We start from the raw sequence: 22040 nt of genomic DNA, 5'->3' as shown, positions 1-22040 counted from the left end.
CGTGCCTGCCCACGGACGGCTGCTCCACGCAAAGCACCTCTTCCCCTACCTCTTCGGTCCCTGGTTCCAGTTCCAGCGGCTCCTGCTGCGCCTCAATTGGACGCTCTTCGTCCCCCTCCGCATCGCCTCCCTCTGGACGGCGAGCGCCGTCTGCGGCGTCATGGGAGTCATCGGCGCGATCCTGCTCTTCCTCTTCAACACCCCGGGCACCCCGGCTAAAGCCTCGACCGAAGAACCGACCGTCGTAGAACGGATCGCGATCACGATCCCGACCGACCTCGGCCCGGCCGTCCCGGTGATCCCGGTCTCCATCTCCGTCCCCGTTCCGCCCCCCGTCAGCACTTCGTTCTCCGACCTCCGGCTCGCCTTCGCCCGCACGCGGCTCCCCGCCTCCTGGGACCTCCGCGAACAGCAGATGCTCGTCTCCCGCCCGCAGCCCGCGGCGCCGCAGAACCCCTACCTCCTGCGGGACGGCTGGTTCACGATGAACTCGGCCCGCCACGGCCAGATGGCGGCCGACCTCTTCCACCCCTACGTCACCCGTCCCGGCGTGGTGACCGCCTCCTTCGCGCCGACCTTTTCCGCGGCGGAGAGCGTCGATCCCGCGCAGCCGGTCGGGACGAACCGCACTCCCTCGATCGTCGTGTCGCGCGAGGAAGGGAACGGACCGGTCAGCCTCAATCAGGAAGCGAGCTACACGCTCGTCGTCACGAACCCCAGCCCCGAACTGATCGAGTCGGCGGTCGTCGAAGAACGCCTGAGCGCGCTCCACCGCGTCGTCAACACCGAGCCCCCCGCGTCGCTCACGCCCGACGGCACCGCTCTGCAGTGGAACGTCTCCAACCTCCGCTCCGGAGAGAGCCGCCGGATCCGCGTCACGCTGACGCCCGAGTCGAGCGATCCGATCCGCCATCAGACGATCGTCTCGCTGACCGCGCGGGTCGCGGGCTCGACGACGATCCGGACACCGTACATTCCGCCGGAAGTGCCGGCCGCGCCTCCGACGCCCCCGCCCGCGCCGCCGCAACCGACGCGGCCCGCCCCGCGGCCGGTCCTGACGCTCGATCTCGAACAGCCGAATCAGGTCGACCTTGGCGGAGACGTCCGGGCCTACTACGTCATCCGCAACACGGGCGACGGCCCGGCGACGGACGTCGTCACCTACGTCACGATCTCCGACCAGCTCGACCACCGCTATGGCGAATACCTCGAGCACCGGATGTCCGAGCTCGCGGCGGGGGATTCGCGGCGGATCAAGTTCTACGCCGTCGGCGCCCGTCCGGGCGTGGCGACGCTCGCCTCGCGGCTCTCCGCCGCGAACGCGGAGCCGGTCGTCAAGGTCTTTGAAATCGCGATTGCCGCCAGCGGCAGTCCCAGCACGGGGGGGCCGGGGTCGATCGACCCGCGGACCTTTCCCGGAAACCAGGGAACCAGCCCCGGCCCCGGTTACCCCGCCGCCCGCCCCGGAAACGGTGCCGGCGGTCTCCCGTCCACCGGCGGCCCCCCTTCCACCGGTGGCCGCTCGACCGTCCCCTCCCGCGCGCGACCTGACCTCGACGACGGTCTGCCCTCCCGTGTGCAGAGCACCGTCCCCGGTGGTCGTGAGCCGTTCCCCGGCGGCAACGGTTCCCTCCCGGCCAACCCCGGCGCCGGCCAAGGTTCGCTCGCCAGCCCCGGCCCCGGCTTCAACGCCGGCAACAGCTTCAACTCCGGTAACGGCGTCAACCCGGGGACCGGCTTCAACCCCGGCGGCAACTTCAATCCCGGCTCCGGCTCCCTCCCCGGCCGAGCCGAAGACGGCGCCTGGAATGGCGCCCCCGGCCGCGAGCAAGGCGGACCCCTGACGAGCCCCTTCGGGCAGGAGCCGCTCCCCTCGTCGACCTTCCCGGGCCGCGATCGTGGAAACACCGGGATGCCGGCGACCGACGGACAGTGGCGTCCCAACGGAGCGGTCGACAACCAGCCGTCCCGCACGTCGATCCCGACCGGCCCGTCGGGGAACTCGTCGATTCCGGAAGACAAGATCCTCCACCGCCGTCGCGATGACGACGAGCTGGCCCGGCCGAACCGGAAGGTCGTTCCGGAGAAGAAGGTCGACACCCCTTCGAGCATGCCGGCGAACCCCTACGCCGCTCCCGGCCTCAACCGCGGCGTTCCGGATCAGCCGTACAACGGCGGCTTCGCCCCGGCGGTCCCGGGCAACAGCTCGCCGTTCTCCACGGACCTCGGCCAGCCGCAGACGATTCCCTACCCCGGATCCCGTTCGCCGGACGCCGGAAGTCCTTTCCCCGCGATGCCGGAACAGCCGAACTTCGGTCGCCCCGCGGAGCGGCCAACGGACCTCTTCTCGCCCGAGCCGGCCGGTGGTCCCGGAGCCGGCGATCCGTTCCCGGGAGCCGGCGGCCGGACCCGCCCGCAGCCCACGGGGCGTCCCGGACTGTCGGATGAACCGCAGCCGACGCCGTTCGTCGATCCGTTCCCGGGGAATGCGGCGGGGAACCCGTCCAGCGTCCCGTTCTCCCCGAGCCCGGGAGGGAATTCGTCCAGTCCGCTGTTCCCGGGCGACACCGCTCCGGGAATGTTCCCGCCCGCCGGGGGACCGCAGCCGGGAGGAGCTGGCGGGACTTCGATTCCGTCGCGCCGCCAGGATCCGGTCTTCTTCGACGATCCGGTGAAGTCCACGATCCCACCCGGCGGCATCGGACCGATGCCGGCTGTCGAGCCGCAGCACTATCCCTCGGTCCTGCCGGACAACGGGTTCTTCCCGACCGGCGGCCAGCAGCCTGCCTTCGGAACCCCGGGAGGCTTTTCGCCGCCACCGTCGAATCCGCAGCCCGCCCCGGCCAACGGCGGGTTCTTCGAGCCGACTCCCGCTCCGGCTCAGCCGCTGCAACCGCAGCCCTTCCCGCCGGCCGAAGGGGGCGAGAAGGCCATCTGACGCGGGTGCCGCGACGACGGTGGTCCCGCCGCGCCCGAGGCGGCGTCAATCCGACGGACGCCGCTCCGGCCGGGACGCCCTTGCAGATCACCCCGCTTCCCGCGACAACACTCGCCATCCATCTTCTCGGGAGTGACGGATGCTGCGGTGTCTGTTCGGTCTGGCCTTTCTGTGCGTTGCCACCTTCGTCGCCGCGGACGACTCGCTCGAGCGCGTGGTCAAGAGCGGAAAGCTCGTCTGGGGGGCCGACCTGGAGGGGGGCGGACCGTTCATTTACGCCAAGGCCGACGACCCGGACACGCTAATCGGCTTCGAGGTCGAACTGGCGGACCTGATCGCCTCCAAGCTCGGCGTGAAAGCGGAGTTCCGCCAGGGGCAGTGGGAGAAGCTCCCCGACGTGCTCGACCGGGGGGACATCGACATCGTCCTCAACGGGTACGAGTGGTCTCCCGAGCGGGCGCAGCGGTACGCGACTTCCCGCCCGTACTACATCTACGAGCTCCAGCTTCTGGCCCGGAAGGACGACGCGACGCTCAATGACTGGCCCGATCTCGAAAAGGAGCTCGACGGCGAGAAGCGGCGGGTGGTCGTCCTGGGGGGCTCCGCGGCGGAGGCGTACGTTCAGGATCACTTTGGCGACAAGGTCGAGATCGTCCGGATCGACGGCATCACGGACGCCATGCGGGCGGTCGAGCTCCATGCGGACGGGATCGATGCCAATCTTCAGGACTCGCCGATCGTCACCTTCTACCTCCAGGAAGGGTTCCCGGGGCTGAAGCGGGTCGGCCGGCCGGTGGGGAAGAACTACTACGTCGCGATGGGGCGGAAGGAGGACCTCTCCCTCATCAACCGGATCAACGAGATCATCCTCGAGGCGCGGAACGACGGCAGCCTGCGGAAGATCTACGACCGGTACGGGCTGTGGAACGTCACGCAGGAGACGGAAGCGCTGGAGATCGATCCGGGCAAGACGAACGCTCCGAACGCCTTCCAGGCGACGCGGGGCTGGGCGGTGGTGCAGAAGTACACGCCGTTCCTGGTCCGCGCGGCGGGGGTGACGGTGCTGATGTCCGTCACCGCGATGCCGCTGGCGATCCTGACGGGGATGATCATCGCCATCTGCCGCCTGTACGGCCCGGCGCCTCTGCGGATGCTGGGGACGTTCTATGTGGAAGTCGTCCGGGGGACGCCGCTCGTCCTGCAGCTTTACACCATCTACTTCCTGCTGCCGGAGGTCGGGATCCGGTTCAGTGCGTTCACCGCTTCGATTATGGGGCTGGCGATCAATTACTCCGCCTACGAGGCGGAGATCTACCGGGCGGGAATGCAGGCGATTCCGAAGGGGCAGTGGGAGGCGGCGACTTCGCTGGGGATGTCGCGGTGGCTGACGCTCAGGCGGATCATTGTTCCGCAGGCGACGCGGATCGTGATTCCGCCGATGACGAACGACTTCATCGCCCTCTTCAAGGACACGGCGGTCTGCTCGATCATCACGGTGGTGGAGCTGAGCAAGGAGTACTACATCCATGCCCGCAGCACGGGGGCGGTGGTGGAGCTCGGGATTGTGACGGCGAGTCTGTACCTGATGATGAGCTACCCGCTGTCCAAGCTGACGACGTATCTGGAGCACCGGCTGCACGCGGCCAAGACGTGAGAGTTGGGGGGCCGGGGGCCAAAAGACCGCACCGTTCCCCTGGCGGCCGCACGGGCGTTCCACCCGGGCTGGGCCGGCAAGCGATCTCCCAAATGGATCGCTCCACCGCCGGGCGGCCGGCCTACAATGAACAGTCTCTTCCTCTCGCTCCTCTCCTGATTCCACTGGCTGGCGGCGGACGCTGACAGCGACTCATGGCGATCACCGTCCACCTGCCGACGCTCCAGAACTGGAGCTGCCACAACTGCGGCGGCTGCTGCCGGCAGCATGCGATTTACATCACGCCCGAGGAGCGGGCGCGGATCGAACAGCAGGAGTGGACCGCGGCCGAGGGCGTCCCGGGTCCGCTGTTCGTGAAAGAGGGGGGCTGGTTCCGCGGAAGGCGGACGCGGCTGGCGCATCAGGCGGACGGCGGCTGCGTGTTTCTGGACGAGAAGGGGCTGTGCCGGATCCACGCCAAGTTTGGTGAGCCGGCCAAGCCTCTGGCCTGCCGGATCTACCCGTATGCGTTTCATCCCTCGGGGAAGTCAGTCGTCGTCAGCCTGCGGTACAGCTGTCCCTCGGTCGTCTCGAACCGGGGGGCGACGCTGAAGGCTCAGGAGAAGGACCTCAAGGAGCTGGCGCGGCTGGTGGTTCCCGAAGGGGGGGACCAGATGCGGCCTCCCGCGGTGTCGGAGAGCGCGCATCTGGAGTGGCCGGATTTCCGGCGGCTCGTGGCGGGGCTCGATGCGACATTCGCGGACCGCGGTGTGCCGCTCGTGGGCCGGATCGTTCAGGCGGTCGAGTGGGTGACCCACATCGGCCAGGCGAACTTTGACAAGATCCGCGGCGACCGGGTCGATGAGCTGGTCGATGTCCTGCGGCAGGCGGTCGCCGAGCAGATGCCGCCGCTCGACCGGATCGCAGAGCCGTCGTCCCTGGGGCGGGTGAACTTCCGATTGCTCTGCGCGCAGTACGCCCGGAAGGATACGGAGCTCGATCTCCGGTCAGGATGGAGCGGCCGCTGGCGGCTGCTGCGGACGGCGCTCGCGTTCACCCGCGGAACCGGGACCGTTCCATCGCTCCAGCCGGTGTTCCGGCCGGTGCCGTTCTCTCAGCTGGAGAACTCGTTCGGCCCGCTCCCTGCCGAAACCGACGAGATCCTGACGCGGTACTTCCGGGTCAAGATTCAGGGGCTGCACTTCTGCGGTCCGGCTTACTACGGCGTTCCGTTCGTCGAAGGCTTCTGGAGCCTGGCGCTCGTCTACCCGGTCGTCCTGTGGCTGGCCCGGTGGCTGGCGGCGAGCGAGTCCCGGACAGCCCTGACCGCCGTGGACATCGAGGGGGCGCTGGCGATCGCTGACCATCACCACGGCTACGCGGACATCTTCGGCTCGTCGAGCTTCCGGAGCCGCGTGCGGTTCATGGCCCAGAAGGGGGACATCGGGAAGCTGGCGGTCTGGTACTCGCGATGACCGACTTCGGCCGTGGGACAAAACGATGGGGATTGACCCGCAATGTGGCCGCGGGGAGACTGGATGAGAGTTCCCAGGAGATTGTCTGATGGCGGAGCGTGTTGGCCGACAGGTTGTCCTGTATCCCGATCGCGAAGACGGCGGGTGGATCGCTGAAGTTCCGAGTCTTCCCGGTTGCCTTTCCCAAGGCGCAACCAAAGCCGAAGCGATCGAGAACATTCAGGACGCAATCGCCGCTTGGACAGAAGGGGCCAATGCCGTCGGTCTACCGATCCCCGCTGAGAACTTCGACGTCGAATTGCTGGCCGTCTGAGTTTCTTCTTCCGCAGGCGCCTGCTCGGCGTCGACCAGCCTGACCAACGGGGCCTGGTCTCTTCCAGCGTCTGGTGTTGGGCACCCAGAGTCGTCTTCCGGAAGGCCGAGATGTCACCGCAACTTCCTTCACTGTCGAGTCGAGAGGTGATCGCCGCTTTGCAGAAAGCTGGCTTTGCGGTCATTCCGGCACGGGGAAAGGGGAGCCACACCTTTCTCTATCGCCCCGATCCACCAACCGGCCTGACGGTCCCGAAAGGAGAGATCGGACGCGGCCTGCTTCGCGCCATCATTCGACAGGCGGGCATGACGGTCGAGGAGTTCTTGAAGCTCCTGTAGCCAACGTCGGAGCCGGCGTCTCTCCCTCGGTCTTGGAGCACGAACGACGGAACGATTCTACTTGGCCCGGAGTTCCGCGAGCTTGGCCTGATAGACCTGGGCCAGCTGCGTCTGGCCTGCTTCCTGGAACTTGGCGATTCCCCGCTCGTACATCCGCATGCAGTACTTGCTCGATTCGTCGCCGCGCTTTGTCGGGACGAGGGGCAGGAACTCGCCGTAGAAGCCGACGAGCGCCGCCTTGTGCTCCGGCGTCTCGCACAGCTTTTCGAGATGATCGAGCATCTTCGGGACGTAGTTCCCCTGGTTGGCGTACTTCTTGATCGCCGTCGCCAGGGCCTGGATCGCTTCCGTCTGCCGTTCGTTCTGGACGAGGATGTCCGACAGGTAGTGCAGGGCCGCGAAGGAGAGATCGGGACGGTTCGCCGCCGCGTACATGTCGAGCAGCTTGTAGTAGTGCTGGATCCGGGTCTTGTCTTCCGGCTCGAACTCGACCAGCGTCGGGAAGATCTCGAGCGTGAAGTCGGGGAACGCGGCGAACGTGGAGAAGAGCTGATTGAGAACCGCCAGAAGCTCCGTCCGGCCCCGCTTGTCGAGCGTCGGTCCGCGGGCAAGCCGGGCCGCTTCGCGCCACGCGGCCTCGTTCCAGGGGGAGAGACGCGTCACATGCGTCAGGTAGTCGAGCTGCGCGTCGAGGTCGAGCTTCCGCTCGTTCTTCACCATCTGGTACGCCTCCATGGCGAGGTCCGCCTGACGCTTGTTGAACGCGCTCGTTCCGACCGCGTTGAGCCGCCGTTCCAGGTCACGGTCGGTGATCTGCTCGCCGGTCTGGGGGCTGCGGAGAGTCCCGACGAAGTAGTGGTCCCCGCGGTAGCGGCCGTGCGACTGGAGCGTGAACGCGACGTTCGTGGGAGTCGCGGCGGTCAGCTCGATCCACATGACCCAGGCGTGCAGGTCCCCGGAGGCGGCCGCCCCGCCGACGTACTCCGCCGGGACGCCGATGCTCTTGCCGACCCGCGCGGCGAAGTCCGCCTGCATGGCGCAGACGCCGCCGAAGTTCAGGATGTTGGGGAGCGTGTACTCCTTCCCCCCCAGCTTGCAGACTTTGCTCTCCGTTTGCAGCATCTGGAAGTCGTACGGGACGTCGCTGTAGCACTTGCCGAACATGACCCGCTTGGGGACGTAGTTCGCCACCGCCCACTGCCGTTCGAGGAGGGGCGTCTTGTGGTTGCAGACGTGGACCAGGAACTCCCAGGGGACGAACTGGATCCGCCCCTGCATGACCGGTTCCGCTTCCAGGAGGTACTGGAAGTTCTCGATCGCTCCCAGGAGGCCGCTCGGCAGGATGCTGTGGGTCCTTCGCTGGTGCCCTTCGTAGCTCGGGACGCCGCCCCCCGGCTTGTCCCAGACGACCGCCGTAGCAATGACGAGGCTCAAGTACTTGTCGATCTGCTTCGGGAACTTTTCCTTCAGCTCCTTGACGATGCGGAGGCCCGCTACGACATCGTCGTGGTGCGGATCGAACGCCAGGAAGAGCGACTCCTTGAAGTCGGACCGCTCGTCGAGCCACTTCCGCATTGCGTCGGTGTCGTCGCCGAACGCTTTGGCGATCTCCTCGGCGTTCTCCTTCTCAAACTGCTGCGCGCGGATCTTGCGGAGCTCGGTGTATTCGAAGGGGGAGAAGAGCCGTGGGGACTTGGACCGCCGGTCCCGCTCGTCGAACATCGTGAGGATCTGCTTGTCGAACTCGTCGAGCCCTTTGGTCGTGATGGGAGCGGCGGAGTATTCCGCTTCCACGACCGGTTTCCCGAGGGTCGACTCCAGCAGCGAGGCGAACGGCGACGAGGCCCCCATGTAGGCGGCGATGCCGCTCCCCTGCTGGTAGAAGACGATGCCCGTCCCGACGCGGCGGGCGGCGGCGGTGAGCCGCGACTTGTCTCCGCGAAGCTCCTCGATCTCCTTTTCCGCGGCGGCGGGGTCTTCGTAGAGGAAGACGTACAGCTCCTCGCCGTTGATCTTGAAGGGGTGGGTTTCTCCTTTCAGGTCAAACTCTGCGAATCCCGGGAACGGCTCGATCCTGGCCTTGGTCGCGCGGAAGCGGGACAGGAACTGCTCGATGGGCGTGTCTGGCGGACGGACCTGAAAGCGGATCGCCTGCTCGGCGGAAAGGTTCTTTCCCCCTTCCTCGGTCGCGACGACGATGACGGAGATCGTCTTGCCGGCATCCTGGAACTCGGGGGTCCAGGTGACCTCGGCGGTCCGGGGATTGAAGTCCGGCGTCCGGGCGGTCGCTTCCCCTTTGAGGGAGTAGACGACCGGGACGGCCGGCAGGTCGGTGTCGCGGGCGTGGACCCGGACGCTGACCGGCTGGCCGACGACGGCGTTGACGACTTCGATCTTGTCGAAGACTGGCGGCTCGGGAACTTCTTCGACAATGAGCCGCAGCGTGACTCGCGAGGTGATGGCGCTCGTCCGGCGGGACTTTGTGACGAGCGCGATCGTGTATTCGTTGGGTCCCTGGGCTTCGGTGGGCGACCAGGAGAAGTCGCCCGACTCGGCGATCTTGGCCCCCTCCGGACCGTCGAGCATTTCCAGGTAGGCGTCCTCCGATGCCGCGCCGGCGCCGATCTTGACCCGGTAGAGCTTGTTTTCCGGGATGGTCTGGGGGGGCATCTCCATGACCGACTGGGCCTGGCCCTCCGGTCCTTTGGGGCGGAAGAGCCAGACCGCCACCGCGACCGCTGCCAGGAGGACGCCGACCGCCAGGATCCCCAGGTTGCCGCCCGAGCTCGACTTCCGACGTGGGGGGGAGCGGGAGGGATCGACGGGGGCGGAGTGTCCGAAGAGTTCGTCCAGGTTGTTGCTGGCGGGTGTTGCGGCGGCGGGGGCGCCGATGGCGGTGTCGAGTTCGGCCAGGGGATCCGGTGTTGGAGCGGTGGTGGCGGAGCCCGGTGGTGTGGCGGGTGGGGCGCCGCCGATGGCTGCGATGAAGACGGTCTGGCAGCGGCGGCAGCGGGCTTTCTTCCCGATCACCGTTTCGGGCGCCTGGATGCTGAGTCCGCATTGCGGACAGGCGACAGTAATCATGATCAGGCCCCTGACGTTTCCCGCTGCTTCACTCTGAGATCCCTGCCCAGGGATTCAGACAGATTGTCTTTTCTGATTCGCGCTGTTGCAAGAGGGAGCGGCCTAACCACGTTCTGGCCGGCGCAGCTCTGTTTGCTCAAACCCAACGTGCCACGGCAGCCTGGGGTCAAGGGGGCCTGTGTTGTTTTTTTGGCCCCCTTGCCGCCGGAGGCATATTCGTCGCGGAACCGTGGGACACAACGGACGTCCCCTTTGTGGAACCGGCGTTGAGAACTCACCGCTCGCCCTGGAATCCCCGCGGGTTGGTGAGGGGGCATCCGACACGGTGTCCGCGTTTGGACACGATCTCCTTCAGACATCTCTCGACGGCCAGGCCTCCGGCGGGCAAAGGGCCCAAAGAACAACACAGGCCCCTCTGCACTCCCCACCAGGGTGCCCCTGGACCCGGTTCTAGGGAGGCTCCTTTGGTGTTCTGGCACCAATTTTCATGCGATCCCGCTCAAGGAACACCCGCAACTTCGCTAACATTCCCCTTTCCTCAGAACGTGCGGAGCGTGGATCGACAATGGCGGTGTTGTTGCAGGTGCGGAACGCGCACAAGAGCTACGGCGGACAGGTCCTCCTCGATGGGGCCGAATGCTCGATCACGGATGACGTGAAAGTCGGCTTCGTCGGCCGCAACGGAGCGGGCAAAAGTACCCTCCTCAAAGTCCTCCTCGGCGAAGAAGAACTCGACCGCGGCGAGGTCATCCGCCACCCCAAACTCCGGCTCGGCTACCTCCGCCAGCACGACGCCTTTCAGCCGGGTGAGACGGTTCTCGACTTCCTGATGCGGGACAGCGGCCAGCCCGACTGGAAATGCGGCGAAGTCGCCGGCGAATTCGAGATCAAGGGGGCCTACCTCGAAGGCCCCGTCAGCAAACTTTCCGGCGGATGGCAGACCCGCGTGAAACTCGCGGCGCTCCTCCTGCACGACCCGAACCTGCTCCTCCTCGACGAACCGACGAACTTCCTCGACCTTCGCACCCAGATCCTGCTGGAACACTTCCTGCGGCACTACGACCAGGCGTGCCTCATCGTCTCGCACGACCGGGGCTTCCTCGGCGCGACCTGCCAGCACACGCTCGAATTGTCACGCGGCAAGCTGACGATGTTCCCGGGCAAGATCGACGCGTTCCTCGAGAACATGGCGGAACGCCGCGAGCACGACGAACGCGTGAACGCCGGCATCCAGGCCAAGCGGAAGCACCTCGAAGAGTTCATCGCCAAGAACAAGGCCCGGGCGAGCACCGCCACGCGGGCCAAGTCCCGCGAGAAGCAACTCGAGAAACTGGAAGAGGTTGAGGTCGCCGCCGACGAGCCGACGGTCAGCATCCGCCCGCCGCAGGTCGAGCCCCGCAAGGGGGCGGCCCTCCGCTGCATCGACGTCAGCATCGGCTATCCGGAGCGGACGATCGCCAAGGAGATCGGGGTCGAGGTCGATCACCAGTCCCGGGCCGCGATCGTCGGGGACAACGGCCAGGGAAAGACGACGTTCCTGCGGACGATCGTCGACTCGCTGAAACCCGTCTCGGGCGAAGTCCGCTGGGGCTACGGCTGCGACATCGGCGTCTACGCCCAGCACGTCTACACGAGCCTTCCGCCGAAACAGACGGTCTACGAGTACCTGGAAGCGGTCGCCCCGGCGGGGACCAAGACGCAGGAGATTCTGAACGGAGCGGCGTCGCTGCTGTTCCGCGGCGGCGACATCAAGAAGAAGATCTCGGTCCTGTCGGGGGGCGAACGGGCCCGGCTCTGTCTCGCCGGCTTGATGCTCTCCAAGTACACGGTCCTGATCCTCGACGAACCGGGAAACCACCTCGACGTCGACACGGTCGATTCGCTCGCCGAAGCCCTCCTGGCCTACAAGGGGACCGTAATCTTCACGAGCCACGACCGGCACTTCATGAAGCGGCTGGCGACGCACGTGATCGAAGTCCGCGACGGGCGGGTCGTGAACTACAACGGCAACTACGACGCCTACATGTACGCCGTGAACAAGGAAATTGATGAAGGGGAGCGGGAGGCGGCCAAGGGGATGTCGAAGGCCCCGCAGGATGTGCTGAAAGCGAAGGCGGTCGTCAAGAAGCCGGACCGGGGGGAGCGGGAGATCCGCAAGGAAATGAACAACGTCGAGAAGACGATTGCCCGCCTCGACGAGGAGAAGAAGAAGGCCAACGCCCAGCTGATGGAAGCGACCGATCCCAAGGAAGCGATGCGGCTGCATCAGGAGGTCACGACGCTCGCGACCCAGCTCACGGAGGCGGAGGAGAAGTGGTGTGCCCTTCAGGAAGAGCTTGGCGAGTGGTGAGCCGTTCTCCTGTGGCGGGCTACGAGACTCACGCCAACCGACGCAGTTGTGCTTGAGGTCTTCTGCAAGGTGAACGACAGAGAGATTGCCGCCCCAATCACCGGGTCCAGGGGCACCCTGGTGGGGAGTGCAGAGGGGCCTGTGTTGTTCTTTGGGCCCTTTGCCCGCCGGAGGCCTGGCCGTCGAGAGATGTCTGAAGGAGCGCGTGTCTAAACGCGGACACGGTGCCGTATGCCCCCTCACCAACCCGCAGGGATTGCAAAGCGAGCCGTGTATTTGGAGGGAGTCCTCAACGCTGGTACCACAAAGCGGACGCCCGTCGTGTACCGCGGGGCCTCACAGGAGTGCCTCCGGCGGCAAGGGGTTGTCCCCTTGACCCCGGCTGCCGTGGCACGTTGGGTTTGAGCTATCAAGTCGTGCCGGCAAGGACGCGGTGCGAACCTATCCGCCCCTCCCGCGCAAAACACACCCGTGCGTCAAGAATTACGAATCCGAGTTTGAACCGACGGCGGCGGCAAGGTCCACGTCCCCTGCCTTTATGTCTGTGTTCAGCTGTGGCCCTCCCGGCCTCTGACCACGCGAACGGCTCTAGGAAGCCGCCGGCATCGTGAGAAAGAACCGCGTCGCGGACGGTTCGGCTTCGACTGTCAGCGATCCGCGGTGCTGATCGACGATCCGCCAGGCCTTCGGGAGCCCGAAGCCCAGGCCGCGGCCTGCCTGGCGGCCGGAGAAGAAGGGATCGAACAGGTGCTCGCGCTCCGTCTCCGTTAGCCCCCGCCCGCCGTCCTCGACGAGCCACTCGACGAGTCGCTGTCCTGACCGTTCGAACTGCCGGCGTGCGACTCGGATCGCGTGCCCGGGGGAGCTGGCCTCGATCGCGTTCCGGAGCAGCTCGCAGAAGACGATCTCCATCTGCGTCCGATCCGCCGGGACGGTCCATTCGGGATCCGTCGGCGCCTCCACGGTGACTGCGAGCGACTTCTTCCGCAGGCGTTCATCGAGGAGATTCAGGGCGGCCAGGACGACCTCGCTGAGACGTACGTCGGCGAAACTGGGTCGCGGCGGACGGGCGAAGAGGATGGCGTCGCCGATCATGTCCCGGATGCGATACGCCTGGGCCCCAATCGTGGCGAGGTGCCGGCGGCGTTCCGGGTCGGTCTCCTCCCGCAGGAGCTGTCCGGCGCGGCCCACGATCGTGGCGGCGGGGTTGTTGATCTCGTGCCCGGCCCCCGCGGCGAACTCCGCCATCGCCTCCAGCTTCCGCTTCAGGAAGGTCGACTCCTCCGAGTAGATCTGCGGCCACACCGCCAGGACAAGCTGGCTCCACGTCTGCTCGGCGGGCCTGGAGGCCGAGGAGTCGGCCGCGGTTCCGATCTCTCCGACCAGGTCCACATCTCCTTCCACCTCCGTCAGCCATTCGCATCGCTGCCATTGACGGAGTCCGTCGCGGCCGGGCGATGAAGCCCCATCCCAGGGGCGGTCCTTCAGGAGCGTGGCGCGAACGTCGCCGTCGGTCAGCCCGACGGAAAACCAGGCCCGACGGGTGGGAGAGCGGACGAGGATCAGGGGTGTCGCCGAAGCCTCCGGCGAGTCGGGAGCGGCTGCCTCGGGGGCGACATGGCTCTGCCAGAACTCGAGGGCCCGCTCACAGAACGTGACGACCGAGTGACACGGCAGAATCGATTGGAGAAAGCCGAGCGAGAGTTCGGAGCAGTCACTCGACACGGCAGGAGTCCATGAAAAAAGCCGCGGCACGTGCCGCGGCTCGAATTCTGACTTGGAGGCCCCGCATCGCAAGGCCTCCCGCTTCTTCAACGATCACTTCATGCCGCGGACTGGAACGCCCGGGCGCTCTGTTCGCTAGCGCGAAGCGACCGGCATGTCCATGTCGAGATGCTGGCAGAGACGCTCGATGAGCTTGTCGACTTCGAACGGCTTCTGGAGGAAGTCGTTGGCGCCCGCCGCCTTGAGCTCTTCGATCTTGCTCGCTTCCACCATCCCGCTGATGCACAGGATCTTGACGTCGTCGAGGGACGAATCGCTCCGGACCCGCTGGCAGACTTCCTTGCCGTTGATGTCCGGCAGCATCACGTCGAGGACGATCACGTCCGGACGGTATTCCCGGACCATCATCCCGGCGTCGAAACCGTTGTTCGCCACGCGGACTTCGAACCGGCCATCCCCTTCCAGGGCGTCCTTGATCAGTTCGACCAGATCCGGATCGTCGTCGACGACAAGGGCTTTGCGCTTGCCGCTTTCGAGGGCGTCGGTCGGGATCCCGTTGTCCTTCATGAACTTGTAGAGGACGTCACGGGGAATCCGGCGGAAGCGCGAGCCGGGGACGCGGAATCCCTTGAGCTGGCCGGAGTCAAAGCAACGGATGATGGTTTGCTGGCTGACCTTGCAGATCTTGGCAGCTTCACCCGTGGTAAAGACGGTCTTCATAGTGCTGATCCATCCGTTGGTTTCGGTCCAACGCACGGCGGCTGGACCTAGCACGCATCCCTCCCGAGAATCCGTCCCTTCGGGAGTCATCCGATCCGTGACCTCTCGGTCAAACCTGACGAACTCTGCAAAGTAGCGAGTTTGCCAAGGTTCTCGGTTGTGCGGATTCTAACGGCTTCGCAGACCGGGTCAACAGGGGTTTTCTAGGCAGACCGCCCAGCCTGCCAGCGCTCTCAAGGCTCCGCAGATGGACACTTTCGGGCGATCTGGAGCGCCGCTAAGGCGTCCCGGAAGCGCCGCTCAGGCTGGCCACCATCGTCACCAGTTCGGCCCGTTCGACCGGCTTCGAGATGTGCATGTTGAAGCCGCAGCGGATGGCCCGCATCCGGTCCTCGGAACGGGCAAACGCGGTCAGCGCCAGGGCCGGAATCGTCCCTCCCTGCTCGGGAGTGAGCTTCCGGATCCGGCGGATCAGCCGATAGCCGTCGACGTCCGGCATCCCGATGTCGCTGACCAGGACGTCGAACTGCTCCTTGAAGATCAGCTCCATCGCCTCGACTGCCGATCCTGCCGTGGTGACCCGGGCATCGCAGTCTTCCAGGATCTTCCGGATCAGCGTCCGCGCGTCCGGCTCGTCGTCGACGACCAGGACCCGGACCCCCGGCAGGAAGACGAGCGCGTCCTGTTCCGGATCGGAGATCTTCTGCGACCGCGGATGGAACCGCTCCCGCTCGGGAGCCGGATCCGGATGGACCGCCGACATCGGGAGCGCCACCGTGAAGGTCGACCCCTGGTCGATGCCGGGACTCTTCACCCGGACGCTCCCGCCGTGGAGCTCGACGAGCTGCCGGACGATGGCCAGCCCCAGGCCCAGGCCGCTGTGCCGCCGCGTCGTGGAGGAGTCCGCCTGCCGGAAGCGGTCGAAGACGTGCGGGAGGAACTCGGGCGCGATCCCGATCCCGGTGTCCATGACGCTCATTTCGATGTGCGAGTTGACCCGCTCCAGGGCGACCTGGACCCGCCCGTCGCGGGGGGTGAACTTGACCGCGTTGTTGAGGAGGTTCCAGACGACCTGCTGCAGCCGGTCGGGGTCGCCGACGACCGGGCCGGCGAGCGGATCGAGGACCGTCGTGATCCGGACCCCTTTTCCTTCGGCCGCGGGGCGGACGGTTTCGACGCCGGTCCGGATGACCTCTGCCAGATCGACGCGCTGGACGTCGAGACGGACCTTTCCGGAGATGATCCGGCTCATGTCGAGGAGGTCCTCGATGATCTTCGTCTGCGAGAGGGCGTTCCGCTCGATCGTCTCCAGTCCCTCGGCGAGGGCCGCCGGGTCCTTCGTGTTCGCCCGCAGGACCTGCGCCCAGCCGAGGATCGCATTGAGCGGCGTCCGCAACTCGTGGCTGAGGGTCGACAGGAACTCGTCCTTCATCTTGTTGGCTCGCTCGGCGTCGGCCCGAGCGGTGCGTTCCCGGTCGAGCAGCCGCTCCCGCTCTTGGAGCCCCTGCTTCATCTCGGTGCTGTCGACCCCGTGGACGAAGATGCCGGTCGCCTGGCCGTCCGCCGCCGTGAGAGGCTGGTAGACGAAGTCGATGAACCGCTCCTCCAGCGGCTCGCCGGGCTTCCGCTGGATCGAAACCGACATGTCCCGCCCGACGTACCGCTGGCCGCTCGCCAGGACCCGGTCGAGCAGCTCGAGGTAGCCCTGCCCCTCGATCTCGGGGAGCGCCTTGAGGACCGGCAATCCGATCAGATCCCGCTCTCCGACGAGCTGCGAATACTGGTCGTTCACGAACTCGAAGACGTGCTCCGGCCCCCGCAGGACGCACATGAACGCCGGGGATTTCTGGAAGGCCGCGCTCAGGCGGGCCCGCTCGGAATCGATCTCCTCGATCCGCCGCGCCTGGCTGTCTTCATACTGCTTCTGCGGCGTGATGTCCTGCACCACCCCGATCATGCCGACGACGTCGCCGGCGGAGTTGAAGATGCACCGGCCCCGCGCGGCGAGCCACGTCGGGGAGGCGGCCGAGTCGCTCCGGGGGGCCGCCAGCGCATACTCGATCTCGTATTCCCCCTTCGTCCGGACGATCTCCTCCAGCTTCTGGCGGGCCAGCTCGCGATGCTCGGGCTGGAGCAGCTGCCGGACTTCGGCGCGTGTCGTCGAGACCCCGTCCGCCACGCCGTAGAGCCGCCGGGCTCGCGGAGAGAGCGTCATCGCGTCGCTCCGGGCGTCCCACTCCCACGTTCCGAGATGCCCCGCCTCGAGCGCCAGGTTCAGCCGGGCCGCGGCGGTGCGGAGCGCCGTGTCCGACTCCTTGGTCTCGGTGATATCGAGGGCGGTTCCATAGATCCCGACCACGCGCTGCTCCGCCCCTTCGCCCACCTTCAGCGCCTGACCACGGGACTGCAGCCAGCGGCGGGTGCCGTCGGGGCGGCGGACGCGATATTCGACGCGGTACGGCACGGTCGAGGCGGGATCGAGCGCGGTCCGGAGGGCGGCGGCGACCTTTTCGGCGTCGTCGGGGGAGAGGTAGGCCAGGACGTCTTCGAGCTTCATGTCGGCCCGCTCGATGCCGAACATCGCCTGCAGCCGCTCGTCCCAGTGAACGCAGTCCTGCTCGACGTCGTAGTGCCACCAGCCCATCTGGGCCGCCTCCAGCGCCAGCCGCTGCTGTTCCGCCAGTCGGAGCCGCTCCCGCTCCGCCTGCTGTCGACGCTGTTCCGTCCGGACCAGTTCGGTTGTTTCGGAGAGGACCGCCAGGATTCCGCAGACCTCTCCGCTTTCCTGCCGCAAAGGAGTGTACGCGACCGAGAGGTGGACCTGTTCGGGGACCGCTTTCCGGGCCAGCGTCAGCGGCAGGTCCGCGACGAAGATCGGCTCCCCCTTCAGAACTCGCTCATAGAGCGGCCGGACGACCTCCTGCACTTCCGGCCAGCAGGCGGCGTTCAGGAGTCCGAGCGCTCCCGGGTGCTTTCCGCCGGCGATGACCGCGTAGCCGTCGTTGTAGATCTGGATCAGGTCCGGCCCCCACAGCACCGCCGCGGGGACGGGCATGTCGAGGATCAGGTCGACCGCCATCCGCAGGGGCGCCGGCCAGGACTCGCGCGGACCGAGCGCGGTGCGCGACCAGTCCATGCCTCGAATCCGTTCCCGCATCTCGCCCGTGGGATGAGTCAGGAGCGAAGGAATGGGAGGAGAGCCGACCGACATTCACGAACCCTGCGACGGGGAAGAAAACGGCCTGCGCCGGAATCGTCGTTCACTCGGAAGGGGGAGGCAAATACTAGCGGCGGTTCTTGTTCAGGGGGCGGTCAATCTCGCATCAACCGCCGTCACTTTTTGCAGATTCTTGTGAGCCGTTTCGTTTTGCCGCACGCGGCGAGCCTTCGACCTGCTGAGGCCGAGATCGCTCTTTCCGACTCCCGCCATGCTGGCAGGGGGCGTCGATCCGTTCAAGCCGGATCCGCTCGTTCGCTCTCCCGCCAGGCTTGCGGCAGCCCGGTCTCGATGGTCGGGTACGAGAGGGAGAAGCCGAACGAACGCAAACGGCGATTGGAACAGCGTTTGTTTCGAGTGCTCGATGCGGCTTCGGAGAAGGTCGGAGCCGGGGAAGCGGCCAGTTGGGCGAGGGCTGTGTAATAACGCCGGCGCTCGACGGGCTCGTCGTCGCAGACGAGCAGGCCGTCGGGAGGGTGATCGCACCCCAGAACCGTGACGGCGATCGTTGCCGCATCCTCGACGTGGATCAGGTTGAGCCATTCCCGGCCGCTGCCGCTGAGAGTCTCTCCTCGCCGCAGCACCTCCGCTTTCGCGAGCAGCCGGCCCGGGCCGTAGATCCCCGCCAGACGAAGCACGGAGGTGGCGATTCCCGTCCGCTCCCGGAAGGCCGCCAGGACCGCCTCCGCCTCCAGGCAGATCTGCCCCCCCTCTGCGGCGGGGGCGGTCACGGAGGCTTCATCGACCACGGATCCGTCGTCCTGGCCGTACACGCTCGTGCTGGAGACGTGGACCCAGCGGGCGGATTTTCGCCCAATTGCATCGAGTGCGTTCCCGAGTCCTTCGACATAGACGTCCCGTTTTTTCCACGTCCCGGTGCGGTCGAAGCCGATGCAGTGGAGGACCGAATCGACTTGCGGAAGTTCTTCCAGCGAGGACGGTTCCATGACATCGCCGACGTGCGGCCGGAACCCGGCGGCGGCCAGGGTTCGAGCCCGGTCGGCGGATCGCGTCAGGACGTGCACCGTTGTCCCGGACTGCAGCAGGTTCCGCGCGACGCGGATTCCGAGATAACCGCAGCCGAGGATCAGGACTTGCGAGGGACTGGGGACCGGCGCGGAACTGATCCGCGGTTTCGGCAAAAATTCAGAGGTTTCGCTATTTTCATTCGGAGTTGAGATTCGATGCACCTATATTGAGCGTTAAGATTGCATTGGTTGAGATTGAAAGTGTAGCGAACGGGATGCGGTGGCAGGGGGCCAGCGTGTCCGCCAGGCGGCAGGGATGTCAGTCGCCGTCGACCCCGGTCGACGCGGAAAGTCTCAGTGATGTCGTCCGTTGTGGACTCCTCTTTCCTCGAGGGTCTCCGGAAGAGTCGGGTGCTCAAGCCCGAACTCATCGCTCAGATTGCAGGTCAGGCCGATGCCGAAGACCTGCCGGCCGCCTTCGTGAAAGCCCGCCTGCTGACCCCTTTTCAGGTCCAGCAGATCGCTGAGGGGAATGTCCGCCGCCTGTGGGTCGGGGACTTCGTGCTGCTCGATACCGTCGGCTGGGGCGGGATGGGGACCGTCTATAAGGCCCGGCACCCGAAGACCGGCGAGGCGATCGCCCTCAAGGTGCTGGCCGAACGTTTCCGCCATGACTCCGGGATGCGGGCCCGTTTTGGCCTGGAAGGGGTCGCCGGCACCCGCTGCTCCCACCCGAATCTTCTGAACACGCTGGAATGCGGCGTCACCAATGACCTGTTCGGCGATGCCGACTATCAGGTCATGGAGCTGTTTGAAGGGATCGCATTCCACGAACTGGTCAACCTGCGGGGCCGGCTCGAGGTCGGTCTGGCGTGCGATCTGGTCCGGCAGGCGGCTCTGGGCCTGCACGCGCTTCACTCGCAGGGAATGGTTCACCGGGATATCAAGCCCGATAACCTCCTCGTCGGCCGCACCGGTCACGTCAAGGTCCTCGACTTCGGTCTGGCGCTCGGCGACAAGGCGGTGTCGGACGAGTTTTCGCTGTCGATGATCTTCGGCCAGGATTGCCTGGGGACGCCGGACTACATCGCTCCCGAACAGACGCTCGACAGTTTCAATGTGGACGCGCGGGCCGACGTCTATGGCCTCGGCTGCACGCTGTTCGCCATCCTCGCCGCCCGGCCGCCGTTCCAGGCGCCCGACCGGGCTCAGGTCCTGAAAGCCCACCGCGAGCTTCCGCCGCGGAGTGTTCGCAAATGGGTCCCGAGCGTTCCGAAGGAGCTCGATGACCTGCTGCAGCGGATGATGGCCAAGCGGCCCGAAGACCGGCCGGCCGACATGCTCGCCGTGGCCGCCGAACTGAAGCGGTGGGCCGAGCCGAGCGCGGTCGAATTCGACTTCAGTATCGTTCTCAAGGCCCGCCGTAAGATTGCTGAGCGGAAGGGCTGGGAGCGCGGAGCAAGCCAGACGAGCAAGTCGTCGATCATGTCGCCGACCCGTTCGACGCAGCTCTCTGTCGGGTCGACGGTCTCCGAGCGTCCCCCGCGGCGTCCGCCGACGAGCCGCCCCGTCGAGGTGGAAGATCCGCACGTCCCCACGACTCCGAACGCCGTGCAGATGATGGCGGCGATGCAGAAGCGGAGCGGGACGCTGCATGCGAGGCGGAAGAAGCGCCGCCATCGGCTGAACACGGGGGCCGTGACCGCTGCCGTTCTCGGTGTACTCGGCGCTCTGGCTGGCATCAGCTGGTGGTTGCTCGGCTAGTCAGCTCTCTTTGAGGGGCGGTTCTGCCGTATGTAGTCCCGGACCGCGCCGGTGAGTCAGCTGACGGCTGGGCTGCCGTGATCGTGTTGAAATGGGTGGAGGAGGGCGCGAGGGGGTGGGCCAGGATGAGTGAACCGGTTGTGGTGATCTTGCTTGCGATCGCCGCGGGGGCCACCACGTTCGTGCTCCACATGTGGTTTCCGGCTGTCGCGCGGCGAATGTGGGAGAAGCCGATTCCCGCCATGGCGGCGACCTGGCGCCTGAACCGCATGCGGGGTGAGCCTCCGCGAAACGGACTGGAGCTATGGGCATCGTTTCTCTGCACGACGCCGGATCGAGTCTGGTGGATCATTCACGTGAGCTCTCTGTCGGCGGGCTTGGCATTGTTGCTCTGCGGGACGGCCGCGCTGATCTGGCTGTCGCTTGCGGCGTCATAACGGGCGTCTGATCCGGAGGCGGGCTCGGTTCCCATCCAGGATCGCTTGTCTCTAAAACACAGGGGCCCGCGCAGCGTTCATCGAGGTCCAACCATGCTCTGGATCGTGCGAACTCTTTCCGTTGTCGCCGCCCTGCTCATTTGCGATTCAGGGGGCGGTGCCCCGGCCGATGCGGCGGAGACTCCTCGCCCGAACGTTCTGATCCTGTTTGCGGACGACCTCGGGTACTCCGACCTCGGCTGCTACGGCGGGGAGATCGAAACGCCAAACCTGGACCGGCTGGCGGCGGGCGGGCTGCGGTTCACGCAGTTCTACAACACGGCCCGCTGCTGGCCGTCGCGGGCGGCGCTCATGACCGGCTACTACGCCCAGCAGGTCCGCCGCGATACGGTCCCCGGAGTGAAGAGCGGCGGGCAGGGGACGCGTCCCGGCTGGGCTCCGCTGCTTCCGGCGCGGCTGCGGCCGCTCGGGTATCGCAGCTACCACTCCGGGAAGTGGCACATCGACGGGAAGCCGCTCGAGAACGGCTTCGATCACTCGTTCCAGCTCGAGGACCACAACTCGTACTTCCACCCGGCCAACATCCTCGTCGACGGCCGGAAGATCGGTCCGGACCACCGCTGGAGCGATCAGTACTGCACGGTGAGCATTGCCGACCACGCGGTCGAATGCCTCCAAGAGCACGCCGCCCGGTTCTCCGGGCAGCCGTTCTTTTACTACGTCGCCTTCACCTCCCCGCACTTCCCGCTGCAGGCCCTGCCGGAGGACATCGCCCGCTACAAGGAAAAATACAGGGCGGGGTGGGAGGCGATCCGCGGGGCTCGCTACGAGCGGCAGAAGCGATTGGGGCTCGTCGCCGCGCCGCTCTCGGCTCCTGAGGCGGATGTCGGTCCACCGTACGACTTTCCCGAGGCCCTCCAGAAGCTGGGGCCCGGTGAGGTGAACCGGCCCCTCCCGTGGAAGGATCTGACGCCGGAGCAGCAGGCGTTTCAGGCCGACAAGATGGCGGTCCACGCGGCGATGATCGACCGCATGGATCGCGAGATCGGCCGGATTCTCGAGCAACTGACCGTCATGG

At 66.5% G+C, this 22040-nt stretch carries 14 protein-coding genes (1 of these 14 only partly in view); 9 read left to right on the top strand and 5 right to left on the bottom strand.

The window, feature by feature from the left end:
* Position 1: 1 nt before the first annotated feature.
* The 5 genes from VT03_RS07600 (at position 2) to VT03_RS07580 (ending at position 6697) form a co-directional block, all read left to right on the top strand.
* A complete protein-coding gene (locus VT03_RS07600) occupies positions 2–2938 on the top strand; it encodes a DUF11 domain-containing protein (protein ID WP_075092436.1) in 2937 nt (978 codons plus the stop codon).
* 139 nt (positions 2939–3077) lie between these two features.
* Positions 3078–4592, top strand: a complete 1515-nt coding sequence (locus tag VT03_RS07595; RefSeq protein ID WP_075092435.1) for an ABC transporter substrate-binding protein/permease — start codon at positions 3078–3080, stop codon at positions 4590–4592.
* Between the two features lie 194 nt (positions 4593–4786).
* Positions 4787–6046 (top strand): YkgJ family cysteine cluster protein, encoded by a 1260-nt coding sequence (locus VT03_RS07590; RefSeq protein ID WP_075092434.1) that lies wholly within the window; start codon positions 4787–4789, stop codon positions 6044–6046.
* 88 nt (positions 6047–6134) lie between these two features.
* A complete protein-coding gene (locus VT03_RS07585) occupies positions 6135–6359 on the top strand; it encodes a type II toxin-antitoxin system HicB family antitoxin (protein ID WP_075092433.1) in 225 nt (74 codons plus the stop codon).
* 110 nt (positions 6360–6469) lie between these two features.
* Complete coding sequence (locus VT03_RS07580; RefSeq protein ID WP_075092432.1) at positions 6470–6697, top strand: type II toxin-antitoxin system HicA family toxin; 228 nt, start codon at positions 6470–6472, stop codon at positions 6695–6697.
* Between the two features lie 57 nt (positions 6698–6754).
* Here VT03_RS07580 and VT03_RS07575 read toward each other — a convergent pair whose 3' ends face one another.
* Positions 6755–9781 carry a hypothetical protein gene (locus tag VT03_RS07575; RefSeq protein ID WP_075092431.1) on the bottom strand — a complete coding sequence of 1009 codons (3027 nt, stop codon included), beginning with the start codon at positions 9779–9781 and terminating at the stop codon, positions 6755–6757.
* Between the two features lie 565 nt (positions 9782–10346).
* Between VT03_RS07575 and VT03_RS07570 the strand changes: the two genes are divergently transcribed.
* A complete protein-coding gene (locus tag VT03_RS07570; RefSeq protein ID WP_075092430.1) occupies positions 10347–12131 on the top strand; it encodes an ABC-F family ATP-binding cassette domain-containing protein in 1785 nt (594 codons plus the stop codon).
* A gap of 588 nt (positions 12132–12719) precedes the next feature.
* On the opposite strand, the gene VT03_RS07565 is transcribed toward VT03_RS07570, so the two are convergent.
* The 4 genes from VT03_RS07565 to VT03_RS07550 all read right to left on the bottom strand — a co-directional run bounded on the left by VT03_RS07565 (position 12720) and on the right by VT03_RS07550 (position 18935).
* Complete coding sequence (locus VT03_RS07565; RefSeq protein WP_075092429.1) at positions 12720–13856, bottom strand: sensor histidine kinase; 1137 nt, start codon at positions 13854–13856, stop codon at positions 12720–12722.
* Positions 13857–13991: 135 nt separating this feature from the next.
* Complete coding sequence (locus VT03_RS07560; protein WP_075092428.1) at positions 13992–14576, bottom strand: response regulator; 585 nt, start codon at positions 14574–14576, stop codon at positions 13992–13994.
* 277 nt (positions 14577–14853) lie between these two features.
* The gene (locus VT03_RS07555; protein WP_075092427.1) at positions 14854–17712 is read right to left on the bottom strand and encodes an ATP-binding protein; all 2859 of its coding nucleotides are present in this window, start codon (positions 17710–17712) and stop codon (positions 14854–14856) included.
* A gap of 317 nt (positions 17713–18029) precedes the next feature.
* Entirely contained in the window at positions 18030–18935 is a 906-nt protein-coding gene (locus tag VT03_RS07550; RefSeq protein WP_197489239.1) for an SDR family oxidoreductase, read from the bottom strand.
* A gap of 237 nt (positions 18936–19172) precedes the next feature.
* On the opposite strand from VT03_RS07550, the gene VT03_RS07545 reads away from it, so the two are divergent.
* The 3 genes from VT03_RS07545 to VT03_RS07535 form a co-directional block, all read left to right on the top strand.
* A complete protein-coding gene (locus VT03_RS07545; protein ID WP_197489238.1) occupies positions 19173–20525 on the top strand; it encodes a serine/threonine protein kinase in 1353 nt (450 codons plus the stop codon).
* Positions 20526–20650: 125 nt separating this feature from the next.
* Positions 20651–20962: a hypothetical protein gene (locus VT03_RS07540; protein ID WP_156514345.1), complete on the top strand. Its 312-nt coding sequence runs from the start codon at positions 20651–20653 to the stop codon at positions 20960–20962.
* Between the two features lie 93 nt (positions 20963–21055).
* Positions 21056–22040, top strand: partial view of an arylsulfatase gene (locus VT03_RS07535; protein ID WP_075092424.1) — the 5' portion only. It continues 629 nt past the right edge of the window; the window shows 985 of its 1614 coding nt (coding positions 1–985); its start codon is at positions 21056–21058; its stop codon lies beyond the right edge, outside the window.

This window comes from Planctomyces sp. SH-PL14, assembly GCF_001610835.1.
Classification (GTDB): domain Bacteria; phylum Planctomycetota; class Planctomycetia; order Planctomycetales; family Planctomycetaceae; genus Planctomyces_A.
Note: the sequence above shows the minus strand (reverse complement) of the source record. Positions and strands in the feature narration are given on the sequence as shown.